This window comes from Micromonospora sp. WMMD964 (genome assembly GCF_029581455.1).
In the GTDB taxonomy this organism is placed as follows: domain Bacteria; phylum Actinomycetota; class Actinomycetes; order Mycobacteriales; family Micromonosporaceae; genus Micromonospora.
On sequence record NZ_CP120860.1, the window covers coordinates 3,346,909 to 3,360,677 of the forward strand.

Annotated in this window: 16 protein-coding genes; 8 read left to right on the forward strand and 8 right to left on the reverse strand. The window is 71.9% G+C overall.

The features are described 5' to 3' along the window. Window positions 1–267: 267 nt before the first annotated feature. Window positions 268–987 (forward strand): hypothetical protein, encoded by a 720-nt coding sequence (locus O7616_RS15505; RefSeq protein WP_282307448.1) that lies wholly within the window; start codon window positions 268–270, stop codon window positions 985–987. Here O7616_RS15505 and O7616_RS15510 read toward each other — a convergent pair. After that, window positions 936–2,525 carry a phospholipase D-like domain-containing protein gene (locus O7616_RS15510; protein WP_282307449.1) on the reverse strand — a complete coding sequence of 530 codons (1,590 nt, stop codon included), beginning with the start codon at window positions 2,523–2,525 and terminating at the stop codon, window positions 936–938. The genes O7616_RS15505 and O7616_RS15510 overlap by 52 nt on opposite strands. A gap of 135 nt (window positions 2,526–2,660) precedes the next feature. Between O7616_RS15510 and O7616_RS15515 the strand changes: the two genes are divergently transcribed. Next, window positions 2,661–2,789: a hypothetical protein gene (locus O7616_RS15515; protein WP_282261047.1), complete on the forward strand. Its 129-nt coding sequence runs from the start codon at window positions 2,661–2,663 to the stop codon at window positions 2,787–2,789. 64 nt (window positions 2,790–2,853) lie between these two features. Here O7616_RS15515 and O7616_RS15520 read toward each other — a convergent pair whose 3' ends face one another. Then, window positions 2,854–3,840, reverse strand: a complete 987-nt coding sequence (locus O7616_RS15520) for a pirin family protein (RefSeq protein WP_282307451.1) — start codon at window positions 3,838–3,840, stop codon at window positions 2,854–2,856. Window positions 3,841–3,849: 9 nt separating this feature from the next. Beyond that, entirely contained in the window at window positions 3,850–4,332 is a 483-nt protein-coding gene (locus O7616_RS15525; RefSeq protein ID WP_282261045.1) for a MarR family transcriptional regulator, read from the reverse strand. A 157-nt stretch (window positions 4,333–4,489) separates the two neighbouring features. On the opposite strand from O7616_RS15525, the gene O7616_RS15530 reads away from it, so the two are divergent. Beyond that, entirely contained in the window at window positions 4,490–5,044 is a 555-nt protein-coding gene (locus O7616_RS15530) for a GNAT family protein (RefSeq protein WP_282261044.1), read from the forward strand. Here the strand turns inward: O7616_RS15530 and O7616_RS15535 are convergent. Next, the gene (locus O7616_RS15535; RefSeq protein WP_282261043.1) at window positions 5,034–5,522 is read right to left on the reverse strand and encodes an FBP domain-containing protein; all 489 of its coding nucleotides are present in this window, start codon (window positions 5,520–5,522) and stop codon (window positions 5,034–5,036) included. The genes O7616_RS15530 and O7616_RS15535 overlap by 11 nt on opposite strands. A gap of 48 nt (window positions 5,523–5,570) precedes the next feature. Here O7616_RS15535 and O7616_RS15540 point away from each other — a divergent pair, with 48 nt between their 5' ends. Then, a complete protein-coding gene (locus O7616_RS15540; protein ID WP_282307453.1) occupies window positions 5,571–6,140 on the forward strand; it encodes a TetR/AcrR family transcriptional regulator in 570 nt (189 codons plus the stop codon). 33 nt (window positions 6,141–6,173) lie between these two features. After that, complete coding sequence (locus tag O7616_RS15545) at window positions 6,174–6,761, forward strand: DUF1684 domain-containing protein (RefSeq protein ID WP_282307454.1); 588 nt, start codon at window positions 6,174–6,176, stop codon at window positions 6,759–6,761. A gap of 48 nt (window positions 6,762–6,809) precedes the next feature. On the opposite strand, the gene O7616_RS15550 is transcribed toward O7616_RS15545, so the two are convergent. Next, the gene (locus tag O7616_RS15550) at window positions 6,810–7,391 is read right to left on the reverse strand and encodes a general stress protein (RefSeq protein WP_282307456.1); all 582 of its coding nucleotides are present in this window, start codon (window positions 7,389–7,391) and stop codon (window positions 6,810–6,812) included. A 118-nt stretch (window positions 7,392–7,509) separates the two neighbouring features. Here O7616_RS15550 and O7616_RS15555 point away from each other — a divergent pair, with 118 nt between their 5' ends. Both O7616_RS15555 and O7616_RS15560 read left to right on the forward strand, forming a co-directional pair. Next, the gene (locus O7616_RS15555; RefSeq protein WP_282307457.1) at window positions 7,510–9,339 is read left to right on the forward strand and encodes a glycoside hydrolase family 15 protein; all 1,830 of its coding nucleotides are present in this window, start codon (window positions 7,510–7,512) and stop codon (window positions 9,337–9,339) included. 62 nt (window positions 9,340–9,401) lie between these two features. After that, a complete protein-coding gene (locus O7616_RS15560; protein ID WP_282307459.1) occupies window positions 9,402–9,902 on the forward strand; it encodes a metallophosphoesterase in 501 nt (166 codons plus the stop codon). 163 nt (window positions 9,903–10,065) lie between these two features. On the opposite strand, the gene O7616_RS15565 is transcribed toward O7616_RS15560, so the two are convergent. Beyond that, entirely contained in the window at window positions 10,066–10,281 is a 216-nt protein-coding gene (locus tag O7616_RS15565) for a DUF3072 domain-containing protein (RefSeq protein WP_282264607.1), read from the reverse strand. 416 nt (window positions 10,282–10,697) lie between these two features. Here O7616_RS15565 and O7616_RS15570 point away from each other — a divergent pair, with 416 nt between their 5' ends. Next, window positions 10,698–11,639: an FAD-dependent oxidoreductase gene (locus O7616_RS15570; RefSeq protein ID WP_282307645.1), complete on the forward strand. Its 942-nt coding sequence runs from the start codon at window positions 10,698–10,700 to the stop codon at window positions 11,637–11,639. Window positions 11,640–11,648: 9 nt separating this feature from the next. Here the strand turns inward: O7616_RS15570 and O7616_RS15575 are convergent, their stop codons facing one another. Together O7616_RS15575 and O7616_RS15580 are read right to left on the reverse strand one after the other, a co-directional pair. Then, window positions 11,649–12,938 (reverse strand): cation:proton antiporter, encoded by a 1,290-nt coding sequence (locus O7616_RS15575; protein WP_282261035.1) that lies wholly within the window; start codon window positions 12,936–12,938, stop codon window positions 11,649–11,651. A 106-nt stretch (window positions 12,939–13,044) separates the two neighbouring features. Further along, window positions 13,045–13,725: an HAD family hydrolase gene (locus tag O7616_RS15580; protein ID WP_282261034.1), complete on the reverse strand. Its 681-nt coding sequence runs from the start codon at window positions 13,723–13,725 to the stop codon at window positions 13,045–13,047. Window positions 13,726–13,769: the final 44 nt, after the last annotated feature.

The following is a 13,769-nucleotide window of genomic DNA, read 5'->3' on the forward strand; positions in this document are numbered from 1 at the left end:
GAGCAACAAAAGGCGCAAAGCCGACATAAGTCGGTCGGGCTGTGAGGATCCTTACCCGTTCTCTCCGGCCACGTCGCGTCATCCGGTCATCCGTCCGGCCTGACCGTGCGGTCGTGCCAGGCCGCCAACCGGTCAACATGAAATCCGACATCGGGGCAGCAGTGTCGCCTATCCGTCGTTGTCCCGCTGGCGGGACCGGCCGTAGCGTCGCGGGTACACACCCGGTTCGGAGGCACCGTGCTCGATCCAGCCGCTCCCCAGCTCGTCGTGAACAGTCGAACGCTCTACTTCAGCTGGCTGCCGGCGGACCCGGACGCTGTCGCCGCACTGGTTCCGCCGGGGCTGTGCCCCCGCCCGGACCGCCAGGTGTTCCTCAACCAGTACATCGTCGATGACGAGACACAGACCTCCGGCTTCGGCGCGTACTCGCTGACCTACCTCGGGGTCTCACTGGTGGGCGTGGACGCCCCCGGTGGCCTCAACCCGGGCGGCTGGTGGAGCCACTACGTGGCCTCCAGCCGGCGGGTCCGTGAGTACGCCGCCGCCCGGGGCGCCCCGGTGCTCGCCGGGCGGACGAGGATCGAGGTGAGGGGCGAGGACCTGCTCTCCGAAACGGAGATCGACGGGACGACGGTGATCCAGGCCCGGTGCCGCGTCGGGCAGACCGGTCACGTGATCAGCAGCGGGCACCACCGCTACTTCACCCGTCGTGACGGTCAGCTGCTCAGCTCGGTGTACCCCTTCATCGCCGAGCCGGTCGCCCCGTTCGAGATCGAGTCGGTGGAGTTCCTCCAGCCGGGGCACCCGTTGTACGCGCTCCGCCCGGCCAACCCGCTGACCATCGGGTTCGGCTACTACGCGCCGCGCTCCTCGTTCGCGTACCCGGGCGGCCTGACCGTGCACCCGGTCGCCGCCCCGGAGCCGATCCGGCCGGTTCACCAGGTGCCGGCCAGCCTCGCCCGCAGTGGCCTGCCGTCCGGGTCGTAGACCAGCCGGTACACCGGCAACGCCCAGGCCCGGGTGTACCACGGCAACCGCTCGGGGCGGTGTGGACGCAGCCGACCGGGCGGCCGTTCGCCCACCTGACCACCGTCGTACCACCGCTGGAGCGCGTCGGCGGCGGCGGTGACCGCCGCGACGGCGTCCGCCGGGTCGAGCAGGTCGGCGTCGTCCGCGCCGTCCGGGTCCCGGTCCAGGTGCTCGCGCCACAGCCGCAGCCGCACGTCCCGGGCGAAGACCCGGGCGCCGTCCCCCTGCCCGGCGGGATCGGTGGGCTCGCGCCGGTCCCGGGTGTCGTCGAGCACCGCGCAGGACAACTCGCTGTCGTGCGTCCAGGACCGGCGGTTGAAGTTGTCGCTGCCCACGCTGGCCCAGACGTCGTCGACGACACACACCTTCGCGTGCACGTAGACCGGGTCGCCGGAGCGGTTCTCCACGTCGAACACGTGCACCCGGTCCGGTGCGGCGCGTTCGCACAGCGACAGCGCCTGCTCCCGCCCGACCATGTTCGGCGGCAGCGCCAGCCGGCCGTCCACGTCCGGGTGTCGCGGCACCACCGCGATCAGGTGCAGCTCCGGGTTGTCCCGCAACGCGTGTGCGAACAGGTCCGCGACCTCGGCGGACCAGAGGTACTGGTCCTCCAGGTAGATGAGTCGGCGGGCGCGGCGTACCGCCTTGGTGTAACCCCGAGCCACGGTCCGCTCGCCGTCGGGCGCGAACGAGTAGCGGGGGCGGACGGCCGGGTAGGTGCGCAGCACCTGGATCTGGTGCGGACCGCAGGGCGGTGGGTCGGCCGGCTGCTCGGGCAGTGGGTCCGGGCGCAGGTCCGTGCCGCGCAGTCGGTCCCGCAGGTAGGCCACCGGGTTCTCCGAGTCCAGCGGCATCGGGTCGGTCCAGCGTTCCCGGAACAGGGTGTCCAACGCGCCCACCACCGGGCCGCGTACCGCGAGCTGGACGTCGTGCCAGGGCGGGTTGGGTCCGTAACGGGGGGACATCTGCACCGGTTGCGGGTCACCACGATGATCGGCGTCGTCGCGGCGGCTGTGGCACAGGTCGATCCCGCCGGCGAACGCGATGTCCCGCTCCGGTGCGCCCGGATGCCGCAACACGACGAGCTTCTGGTGGTGCGAACCGCCGCGCCGGACCCGCTGGTCGAGCAGCACCTCACCACCGGCTGCCGAGATCGTCTCGCTGAGGTCGCGGTTCTCCGCCTCGCTGTAGGCCAGCACGTCGAGATGCGAACGCCAGATCAGCCCCTTGACCACCACGCCGCGCTGCGCGGCCTGAGCGAAGAGCTGGGCCACGGTCGGGCCGTCCGGGCGCAGCCGTTGGTCCGGGTCACCCCGCCAGTCGGTGAAGAACAGGTGGTCACCGGGGCCCAGCGCCTGCACCTCCTCGACCAGCCGGTCGAAGTACGCGGCACCGTGAATCAACGGCTCGGCGAGGTTTCCCGTGGTCCAGACGGGTAACCCAGACACCGGGTTGGCGCGTTCCTCAGCGGTGAGAAACCAGTCCTGCAACGGCACCGTCCAGCCCTCCTGGAGGTCGGCAACGTCCTCACGGTAGGACGACCGACCCCCGTGTGCACGCCAGGCCGGAGGACCAGTGACCCGGCCAACGCCATCGACCAGCGACGCGACGACAGCCGAGGAGGCCACACCATGCCCCGCGACACGACGAACCCCGTGACCGAGGACCGCGAGCAGGCGGTGGAGAGCGAACGGGGTGCGCTGGTAGCGGTGTTGCTGATGGTGATTCTGGGCGTCGCCGGGATCTTCGCGGTCTCCTGAGGCGGCGCCGACGCCCCGGAGGTGACGCGGGGACGTCGGCGCCGACAGCGGTGGTGACCTGTGGTCAGGGCCGGGTGCCCTGGCCGCCGGTGTGCGGCAGACGCTCGCTGGGGATCACCCCGAGGCGGCCGGCCTGGAAGTCCTCGAACGCCTGGATCAACTCGTCCCGGGTGTTCATCACGAACGGGCCGTACTGCGCCACCGGCTCCCGGATCGGCCGGCCACCCATGATGTAGAGGTCCAGTGCCGGGGTGTTGCCGTCCTGTGCGGGGTCGGCGGTGAACCGCAGCGCGTCACCCGGACCGTGCACCGCGAGCTGGCCGGTACGCACCGGCCGCCGGTCGGTGCCGACCGTGCCGCGCCCGCCGAGCACGTACACCAGGGCGTTGAAATCGGGCTGCCAGGGCAGGTCGACCTGCGCCCCCGGCTGCACGGTGACGTGCGTGATGGTGATCGGGGTGAAGGTCGAACCGGGCCCGCGGTGCCCGGCGATCTCACCGGCGATGACCCGGATCAGCGCGCCGCCGTCGGGGGTGGTGAGCAGTGCCGACTCGCCGCCCCGGATGTCCTGGTAGCGGGGCGGGTTCATCTTGGCCGAGCGGGGCAGGTTGACCCAGAGTTGGGTGCCGTGGAAGAGCCCGCCGCTCATCACCAGGTGCTCCGGTGGCGCCTCGATGTGCAGCAGGCCGCTGCCCGCCGTCATCCACTGCGTGTCGCCGTCGGTGATGGTGCCCCCACCGCCGTGCGAGTCCTGGTGGTCGAAGACGCCGTCGATGATGTACGTGACGGTCTCGAAGCCGCGGTGCGGGTGCCACGGGGTGCCCTTCGGCTCGCCCGGCGCGTAGTCGACCTCGCCCATCTGGTCGAGGTGGATGAACGGGTCGAGGTCGGTGGTCGACACCCCGGCGAAGGCCCGGCGGACCGGGAAGCCCTCGCCCTCGAAGCCGCTGGGCGCGGTGGTCACCGTGCGGACCGGCCGGAAGGTGGTGGACTCCGCCAGCCGGGGCAGGCGGGGCAGGACGAGAACGTTGTCGACGGTGATTGCGGGCATCGAATGCTCCTAGCTCGTGGCATGGGTGGTCGAACCGGACCGGGACGCCCGCAGGCGGTCACCGATCCGGCCGAAGACCCGGGTGAGGCAGGCGACCTCGGCGTCGTCGAGGTCGTCCATCAGGTGGGTGCGCACCGATGCCAGGTGGTGTGGTGCGGCTTCCCGTAGTGCGAGCAGCCCGGCGGCGGTGAGGACCGCCTCGCTGCCGCGTCGGTCGTCCGGGCAGGGCTCCTTGCTGACCATGCCGCGGCGCTGCATCGAGGAGATCTGGTAGGTCAGTCGGCTCGGCGAGAAGATGAGTCGGCTGGCCAGCTCGCCCATCCGTAGTCGCTGTCCCGGTGCCTCGGAGAGCAGGACCAGCACGTGGTAGTCGGCGAAGCTGAGGTCGCTCTCGGCGCGCAGGTCTTCTTCCAGCTGGGTGTAGAGACGCTGGCTGGCCTCGATGTAGGCCCGCCAGGCGGCCTCTCGGGTGCTGTCCAGGCTCTCGGTCATGCGGATGACGATAGCACTAGTTCAAAATTTAACTAGTGCTCTCGCGCGTTGCCTGGGTCACCTTTTCGGCATGCGGCAGGCGTTTCGTGCAGCTTTGAAAGAAGTGGCCGACAATGCGGCGGCGCGGTCGGTACGCGATGTGTCAGACTCCGGCCTCGTGGAACACGTACACCTCACCACCGACGACCTGCTGCTTCGTCCCTGGCGGGACGAGGACGCCCCGGCGGTGCGCGACGCCCTGCGCGACCCGGCCATCGCCCAGTGGAACCCGCAGGGCGGCGGCCCGATCGACGACGAGGTCGCGCTGTCCTGGGTGCGCCGCCGCGCCGACTGGTCCGCCGGGGACCACGCCTCGATGGCGGTGACCTCGGCGGTCGACGGCGGCCTGCTCGGCTCGGTGTCGCTGCACCGCATCCACGACGGCGACGCGTCCATCGGCTACTGGACGGTCCCGTCGGCGCGCGGGCGTGGCGTGGCGGTGCGCGCAGTCCGGCGGCTCACCGGGTGGGCTTTCGCCGACCTCGGGCTGCACCGCGTGGAGTTGTGCCACGCGGTGGCCAACCCGGCCTCCTGCCGGGTGGCCGACCGGGCCGGCTACCGGGCGGAGGGCACGCTGCGCGAGTCGTACCGGTACGGCGACGGCCGCCGCTACGACGAGCACCTGCACGCCCGCCTGGCGACCGACCCGGCGGATCACCGGCTCACTCGGTGACCTTGCGGAGGAACGCCGTGAGGGCGGTGCGGGTGCGCTCGACCTTCTCGGGCACTGTCAGCGTCTCGTGCATGCGCGGCCCGGCGTGCTTCTTGCCGCGCAGGTAGAGCGAGCAGGCCAGGTCGGAGCAGACGTACACGCCGACCGAGTTGCCCTGCCGCCCGTCCGGCCCCGCCTTGCGGGCGGTCATCAGTGAGACGCCGTCGCCGCTGTGGTTGGTCAGGCAGAGCGAGCACATGCTGCGTCGGCCCCGCCCGGTCTGCTGGGGTGCCACCCGCAGCGCCACCCCGATCAGCCCCTCGTCGGCCTCGGCCACCAGGTAGGCCCGCTGCGGTGCGGCCGGGTCCCGCCAGCCGAGGAAGTCGAGATCGTCCCAGGGTCGTCCGTCGAGGTCGTTCGGTACGGCCAGCCGCTTCGCCTCGCCCTGGGTGGTGTTGACGAAGGAAGCGCGGATGGCGGACTCGGAATGGACTAACATAGGCAATAGCCTAGTCATCCTAGGTGAAAAACTAGGGGAGTGTGTTGAATGGCACGTGCCGGGGTCACCGCCGAGCGCCTCACGCTGGCCGCCGCCGAGCTGGCCGACGAGGTGGGCGTGGAGAACGTGACGGTCGCCGCGCTCGCGCGCCACTTCGGGGTGAAGGACGCGAGCCTGTACTTCCACCTCAAGAACGCGCGGGACCTGCGCGTCCGGATCGCCCTGCTGGCCCTGGAGGAACTGGCGGACCGGGTCGCCGGCGCCCTCGCCGGTCGCGCCGGCAAGGACGCGCTGGTGGCCTTCGCCAACGCGTACCGGGACTACGCGAGGCAGCACCCCGGCCGGTACGCCGCGATGCAGATCGACCTCGACCCGGAGACCGCCATGGCGAGCGCCGGCCCCCGGCACGCGGAGATGACCCGGGCCATCCTGCGCGGCTACCGCCTCGCCGAGCCCGACCAGACCGACGCGGTGCGGATGATGCACAGCACGTTCCACGGGTTCGTCAGCCTGGAGAAGACCGGCGGCTTCCGGCACACCCCCCGGACGACCGACGACTCGTGGACCCGCACGTTGGACGCCCTCGACGCCCTGCTGAGCAACTGGCCGTCCCGGTGAGGTGGCCGACCACCGCGGCATAGGCTCGACGACGTGGATCATCTTGAACTGGCCGACTGGCGGGAGCGGGTGGCCCGGCTGTACCTGTCCGACGTCGACCTGACCGGCTTCCGGGCGCAGCGCGACGAGCTGTTCGCCACCCACCCGCAGAGTCCGATCCCACCGGCGGAGCGAGCCGACTTCACCGGGGTCCGCTACTTCCCCGCCAACCCGGACGCCGTGGTGGAGGCACCGCTGCGGCCGGCCGGCGGCGAGCTGCGGATCGACACCGGTGGCCCGGACGGGGTGGTCGCGTACCGGCGGGTGGCGGTGGCCGAGACGCCGTGGGGCCCGCTGACCCTGTGGTGGATCGAGGCGTACGGGGGTGGGCTGTTCGTGCCGGTGCGCGACGGCACCTGCGGGCAGGACACCTACGGGGGTGGGCGGTACCTCACCGACACGGTGAAGGGCACCTTCGGCCGGGGCGTCGAACTGCTGCCCGGCGACCGGGTCCGGTTGGACGGCAACTATCTCTACAACCCGAGCTGCGCCTACGACGACCGTTGGGCCTGCCCACTGGCGCCGCCGGAGAACCGGGTCGAGGTCGACATCCGCGCGGGTGAGCTGGCGTACCACGACTGAACGGCCGCCCCGGCGTACTGCCGGGACGGCCGGTCGTCAGGTCGTGGCTCAGCGGGCGTTCGCGCCGGGCACCTGCATCCGTGCCAACAACTGGCGGGCCTGGTCGGCGAGCTGTGCGTCGACGGTCACCGCGTACTGGCCGGCGCGCAGCGAACTGGCCGAGGTGAAGTCGCGCTGCCCGCCGGTCATGGCGTGGGCGACCGCGCCGAACACGGCACCCCAGATCGCCCCGACGACCAGGCCGACCAGGATCACCGCCAACCAGTTGCCGACCGTGAAGATGCCGAACAGCAGGCCGATGAAGAGCCCGAACCAGGCGCCGGTGCCCGCGCCGAGCAGGCCGGCGCGACCGGTGGTCATCCGTCCGAGCACCGTCTCCACGAGCGCGAGGTTGGTGCCGACGATGGCGCTGTGTTCCACCGGGAAACGGTTGTCGGCCAGATAGTCGACCACCCGCTGCGCGGCCGGATAGTCCGGGTACGAACCGATCGTCACGGTCGGCGGACCGGCTTCCGGCCCGTGGCCGTCTCCGGCCGGTGTCGACAGGCGGCCGGCCGGCCCGGACGGAAGCAGGTCGCCACCCTGTGTGCCGGGCCGCCACGCGGCGGTCGGCCCCGAAGCTGACGTCATGAGCATCCTCCCTCGTCAGCTCCCGGGGTTCCCGCCCACGGCCGGCGGTAACACCGACCGGCGCGCTTCGCCCGCCGACGCGCGGGCATGGGTCCGACCAGCCCGGGTAGACACTCGGGTGCGGAGCGGACAGATCAGCGACTACGGCTTCCTGGCCGACGGCCGCAGCGCGGCGCTGGTGGATCACACCGGCTCGGTGAACTGGTGGTGCCCGGGTCGGTTCGACGCCCCGTCGGTCTTCGCGCGGCTGCTCGACGACGGCGCCGGGCACTGGTCGATCCGCCCGGAGGGCGACTTCACGGTCGAGCGCCGCTACCTCGACGACACCCTGGTGCTGCGGACGGTCTTCCGCACCGCGCACGGGGAGGTGGCGCTCACCGACGCGCTCGCCTTCGAGCCCGGCTCCCGTGGTCACGACATCGGCATGGACTCGCCGCAGGTGCTGGTCCGCTCGGTGGAAGGGCTGTCCGGTGAGGTGCCGATGCGGTCGCACTACCGGCCGCGCTTCGAGTACGGCCGGACCATCGCGTACCTGGTCGAGCGGGACGACATGCTGGAAGCCATCGCCGGTGCCGCCCGACTCACCCTGCGGTGCACCGTGGGGTTCACTCCCGGCGACGGCGAGGCCACCGCGACGTTCACCGTCCGCGCCGGCACGAAACACAACTTCACCCTCGGGTACGCCCCGACCTACGACTCGCCGTTGCCGGAGGTGCCGGACGCCGACCAGACCATCGCCGACACGGTGGCCGGATGGCGCTCCTGGGCCGAGGATCATCCGTACAACGGGCTCTACCCCGAGCACGTGCGGCGCAGCCGGCTGGTGGTGCAGGGCATGACGTACGGTCCGAGCGGTGCGGTGGTGGCCTCGGTGACCACCTCACTGCCGGAGAAGCTCGGCGGCGACCGCAACTACGACTACCGCTATGTCTGGGTGCGCGACTTCAGTCTGACCCTGCGGGCGTTGTGGCGCTCGTCGTGCGTGACCGAGGTGCAGCGGCAGTTCGCCTGGTTGGGCCGGGCGATGGGCCGGGTCGACGACAAGCCGGTGCCCATCATGTACGGCGTGCTGGGCGAACGGGACCTCACCGAGCACCGCCTGGAGCAGCTCGGCGGGTACCGCGACAGCCCGCCGGTGGTGATCGGCAACGACGCCTGGCAGCAGCGGCAGACCGACATCTTCGGCGAGACGATGGATGCCGCCTGGTTGATGCGCGACAGGTTGGTGCCGCTGGATCAGGAGGTACGCCACGTCCTCCGGGTGCTCGCCGACCAGGCCGCGAGGGACTGGAATCTGCCCGACGCGGGGATGTGGGAGGAACGTGGCGTCGAGCACCACCACGTGTCGTCGAAGGTGCAGTGCTGGGTCGCGCTCGACCGGGCGGTCCGCTTCGGTGACCGGCTCGGCGAGCCGCAGGACGTGGCCCGCTGGACGGCCGCCCGCGACGAGGTACGCGCCGAGGTGCTCGAACGGGGGTGGAACGAGCGTATCCAGGCGTACACCGGGAGTTTCGACTCCGACGAGCTGGACGCGTCGGTGCTGGTGATGCCGTTGGTGGGGTTTCTCCGGGCCGACGACCCGCGGATGCGCTCGACGATCCAGGCGGTGGAGGACCGGCTGTCGCACGACGGCCTGTTGCGGCGCTGGGACGGCGACCCGGCCGGTTTCCTCATCTGCTCGTTCTGGCTGGTGAGTTGCCTGGCGCTGGCCGGTGACCGGGAGCGGGCGCACGAGCTGTTCCGGGGGTTGGCGGCGCGGGTCAACGACCTCGGTCTGTTCGCCGAGCAGATCGATCCGCTGACCGGGGAGCAGGTCGGCAACTTTCCGCAGGCGTTCTCGCACATCGGCCTGATCAACGCCGCCGGTGTGCTCACCGACGTCGAGCGTGACCCGGCCCTGCGCGGCCTGGGCATGCCACCGAAACACTTCAGCCCGGCAAGTCGCTGAACCACCCGACTGCCGGCGCGCGTCACCCGGCCGACGGCCGGGGCGCGAGGGAGAATGCCGGCATGCGGTTGGTGCTCACGGCGGACACCCACGTACCGAAGCGGGCCCGGGACCTGCCCGCCCCGCTCTGGGCCGCGATCGAGGCGGCCGACGTGGTCATCCACGCCGGTGACTGGGTGGACGAGGCGCTGCTGGACGCGATGACGGCGCGTTCGCGCCGACTCGTCGGGGTGTACGGCAACAACGACGGGCCGGCGCTGCGCGCCCGGCTGCCGGAGGTGGCCCGGGTCGACCTCGACGGCCTACGGGTCGCCGTGGTGCACGAGACCGGCCAACGAACCGGTCGCGAGAAGCGGTGTGCGGCCCGCTTCCCCGACGTCGACCTGCTGGTCTTCGGTCACTCGCACATCCCCTGGGACACCGAGGCGCCCGGTGGGCTGCGCCTGCTCAACCCCGGGTCGCCCACCGACCGGCGCTCCCAACCGCACGCCACCTACCTCACCGCCACGATCAGCGCCGGCCACCTGACCGAGGTGACACTGCACCGGGTCACCCGGGACTGACCGTGCGACCCGTGCACGCGCGGTCCTGCGCGACCTGCGCACGTGCGGTCCTGCGCGACCCGTGCACGCGCGGTCCTGCGCCGTCGATCATGGAGTTGTGGTGGGTGACAATCTGCTTGTATCGCATCGAATCGGCCACCACAACTCCATGATCAACGGGGTCCTACTGGCCTCGGCCGGTTCGGGCCTGGAGTTCGTCGATCTGCCTGGAGGCTTCGGCCTTGGTCAGGTCGGCCGGGATCTCCGCGTTCGCCTCCCGGGCCAGGGTGCCCAGGTAGGACTCCTGAGCCGCGGTGGGCGGCTCGTCACCGGTGACCCACTCGTCCGGGTCCTTGATCGCGGCGCTCTGGTCGGCCTGCTGGTTGTCGCGGTCCGTCATCGTCATCACCCTTCCTTCGAACAGGTGTGCCAGTACCCCGATCATCGGCGGTTCATGCGCCCCGGCCCCGCCCCCGCCCCCGGCCCCGGCCCCGGCCTCGGCCCAGCCCGGTCCCGGTCCCGGTCCCGCCCGCCACCGTCCGTCCTCGCGCCTGCCGCCGCCTGCCGCCGCCCGCTCGTCCCGGGCGCTCGTCGCCAAGATCCGCGCAACATCAGGGATGTTGCTGTCTCCGGCTGCTCTGAGACAGCAACATCCGGGAAGTTGCTCGGATCTTGGCCGTGGGCCGTGGGCCGTGGGTCGTGGTCGTGGGGCGTGGTCGTGGGTCGTGGGTCGTGGTCGTGGTCGTGGGGCTTGGGGCGAAATCCTGGTCGTCGTCCGCCGCCTACGATCATCGGATGACTGTGGACCGGTCGGGTGTGGTGGTGGTCGGAGCGGGCATCGCCGGGACGGCCTGCGCGCTGGAGTTGGTGCGCGCCGGGGTGCCGGTGCAGGTCCGGGAGCGGGGGCACGTCTGCGGCGGCCGGATGGCCAGCAAACGTTTCGGAGGTCGGCCCGCCGACATCGGCGCCGCGTACTTCACCGCCACCGACCCGGACTTCGTCGACGTGGTCGAGCAGTGGCGCGCCGCCGGCCTGGTGCGCGAATGGACCGACACCTTCCAGTCGTACGACCGCGACGGGCGGCGGGACGTGCCCGGCCCGATGCGCTTCGCCGCGCCGCGCGGGCTGCGGTCGCTCGTCGAACACCTGGCGGGCGCGGTGCCGGTGACGGTCGACCGGCTGGTGCTCACCGTCGAGCCGGGGCCGACCGTCGACGGCGAGTCGTGCGCGGCGGTCGCCCTGGCCATGCCCGGCCCGCAGGCCGCCCTGCTGCTCGACCCCGCCCTGCTCGACGCCACCCGGGCGGTCCAGGCCCAGGGCTGGTCGCCGACGATGGCCGCGGTGCTGCGCTTCCCGACCCGGCGGTGGCCGGACTTCCGGGGCGCGTTCGTCAACGACCATCCGGTGCTCAGCCTCGTCTGCGACGACGGTGACCGGCGCGGTGACGGGGCACCGGTGCTCGTCGCGCACACCGTCGCGGAGTTCGCCGCCGGTCACCTGGCCCAGCCCACCGGGGCGGGCCCGGCGATCGAGCAGGCCGTCCGCGACCTCCTGGGCCTCCCCGAGCAGGCCGTCGAGGTGCACGTGCACCGCTGGACGTACGCGAAGCCGACGACCACCGGCACCGACGACGCCACCCATCACCTCGACGGCGACGGGATCGGCCTGGCCGGTGACGCGTTCGGCAAGCCGCAGGTGCAGACCGCCTGGCGCTCGGGGCGGGACCTGGGCCGGGCCCTGGTCGCCCGGCTGGCCTGACACCCGGCCCTAACCGGCCGCCGCGACGGGCCGGGCGTCGGTGTCCCGCTCGGCCGGGTCGGACGTCCGCTCACCCTCCCGGTCCAGCAGTTGCATCACGGGGGTCGCCGTGATGCCGTGCACCACGACCGACACGAGCACCACCAGGCCGACGGTCGCCCAGAGCAGCTCGGCCTGCGGGAAGTCGGCCTTCGTGGTGGCGTACGCGAGGTAGTAGAACGAGCCGACGCCACGGATGCCGAACGACGAGATGACCCAGTGCTCGGCCGGTCGTCCCGGCGCCCCGCGCAGCGACAGCCAACCGGCCAGCGGCCGGACCAGGAACACCAGCGCCAACCCGACGGCGGCGGCCGACCAGGTCAACGGGATCAGCAGACCACCCACGATCGCGCCGCCGAGCAGCAGCAACAGCACCAGGGTGAGCAGCCGTTCGACCTGCTCGGCGAAGTCGTGCAGCACCGAGTGGAACTCGTGGGTCCGCTCGGCGGCCCGGATCGCCCGGGCGGCCACGAACACCGCCAGGAAGCCGTACCCGCCGACCACCTCCACCAGCCCGTACGCCAGGAAGGTGGCGGCCAGCGCCAGGAAACCCTCGGCGTGCCGGGCCAGCCGCAGCTCGCTGGGAGCGCGGAAGAACAACTTGCCCAGCAGCCAGCCGATGAGAAGACCGCCGCCGACCCCGACGCCGACCTTCCACAGCACGTCCACGGTGAACCACTCGACGAACCACTCGCGGGGGGCGAGGCTGGTCGAGGCGATGGCGATGGCGGCGTAGACGAACGGGAACGCCAGCCCGTCGTTGAGCCCGGCCTCGGAGGTCAACGCGAAGCGGACCTCGTCCTCGGAATCCTCCACATCGGTCGGCTCGCCGACCTGCACGTCGGCGGCGAGCACCGGGTCGGTCGGGGCCAGCGCGGCACCCAACAACAGGGCGGCGGCCGGGACCAGCCCCGCCCACCACCAGCCGAGCAGGGCGACCGCCGCGATGCACAGGGGCATCGCGATCGCCAACAGCCGCCAGGTGGAGGACCACCGCCGCCAACTCAACGGTCGGTCGATCTTGAGCCCGGCGCCCATCAGCGCGACGATCACGCCGATCTCGGTGAGGTGGGTGGCCAATTCCGGGTGGGCCAGCGGGTCGGGTGTCGGCAGCCCCACCGGCAGCAGGAACACCAGCATGCCGAGGGCGAGGAACGCGATCGGCATGGACAGGGGACGCTGCTCCAGGATCCGCGGGAGGATGCCCGCGAGCAGAGCGCCCACACCGACCAGCGCGAACGCCACATCTACCGGCTCCACGGCACCACCTCTCGGCCGCACCCGCGCGGCGCGGGCAGGTGGTGACACACCTTGCCCCGCTCGGGCTCGCGCTATGCGCGGACCGGCGGGTGAACCGGAGGGAGATTCACCCGCTGCGTCGGGCCAGCGGTGACTGCGCCAATTCGCCCAGCAACGCGGCCGGGTCGTCGTAGACCGCGACCGCCCCGGCACCGGCCAGCTCGCCTCGGCTGGTGCCGCCACAGGTCAGCCCCACGCACGGGATGTCGAGCTTGCCGGCCGCGACGACGTCCCACACAGAGTCGCCGACGAAGACCACCCGCTCGGCCGCCAACCCGGACTGCTCCAACGCCGCGACCAGGATGTCCGGGGCGGGCTTGCTCTGCTCCGCGTCCGCCGAGGAGGTGATCGTGTCGATCACGTCGTCGACGGCCAGCGCCCGGCGCAACGCCCCGACCTCCGGTTCCGAGGCGGAGGTGGCGAGCACGATCCGCAACCCCCGCTCCGCGCAGGCGCGCAGCAGGTCGGCCGCTCCGGGCAGCGGCGTGAGCCGCTCCCAGTACTCGGCGTACAGGGTGTCGTGCGCGTCGCGCAGCCTGGAGTCGCCGTCGCGGTCCCGCTCGGGACCGAGCAGGTGGTCCAGCAGTTTGTCCGAACCCATCCCGATCGAGCGGTGCACCGTGGCCATCGGCACCGGCTGGTCGGTCTGGCGCAGCGCCTCCCACCAGCTCACGGTGTGCAGGTAGGTGGTGTCGACGAGAGTGCCGTCGACGTCGAAGAGGACCCCGGCGGGTGTGTCGGTACGCATGGGCGTCCTCCTACCCGTTGGGGGCGGCTTTCAGGCGGCGCCCG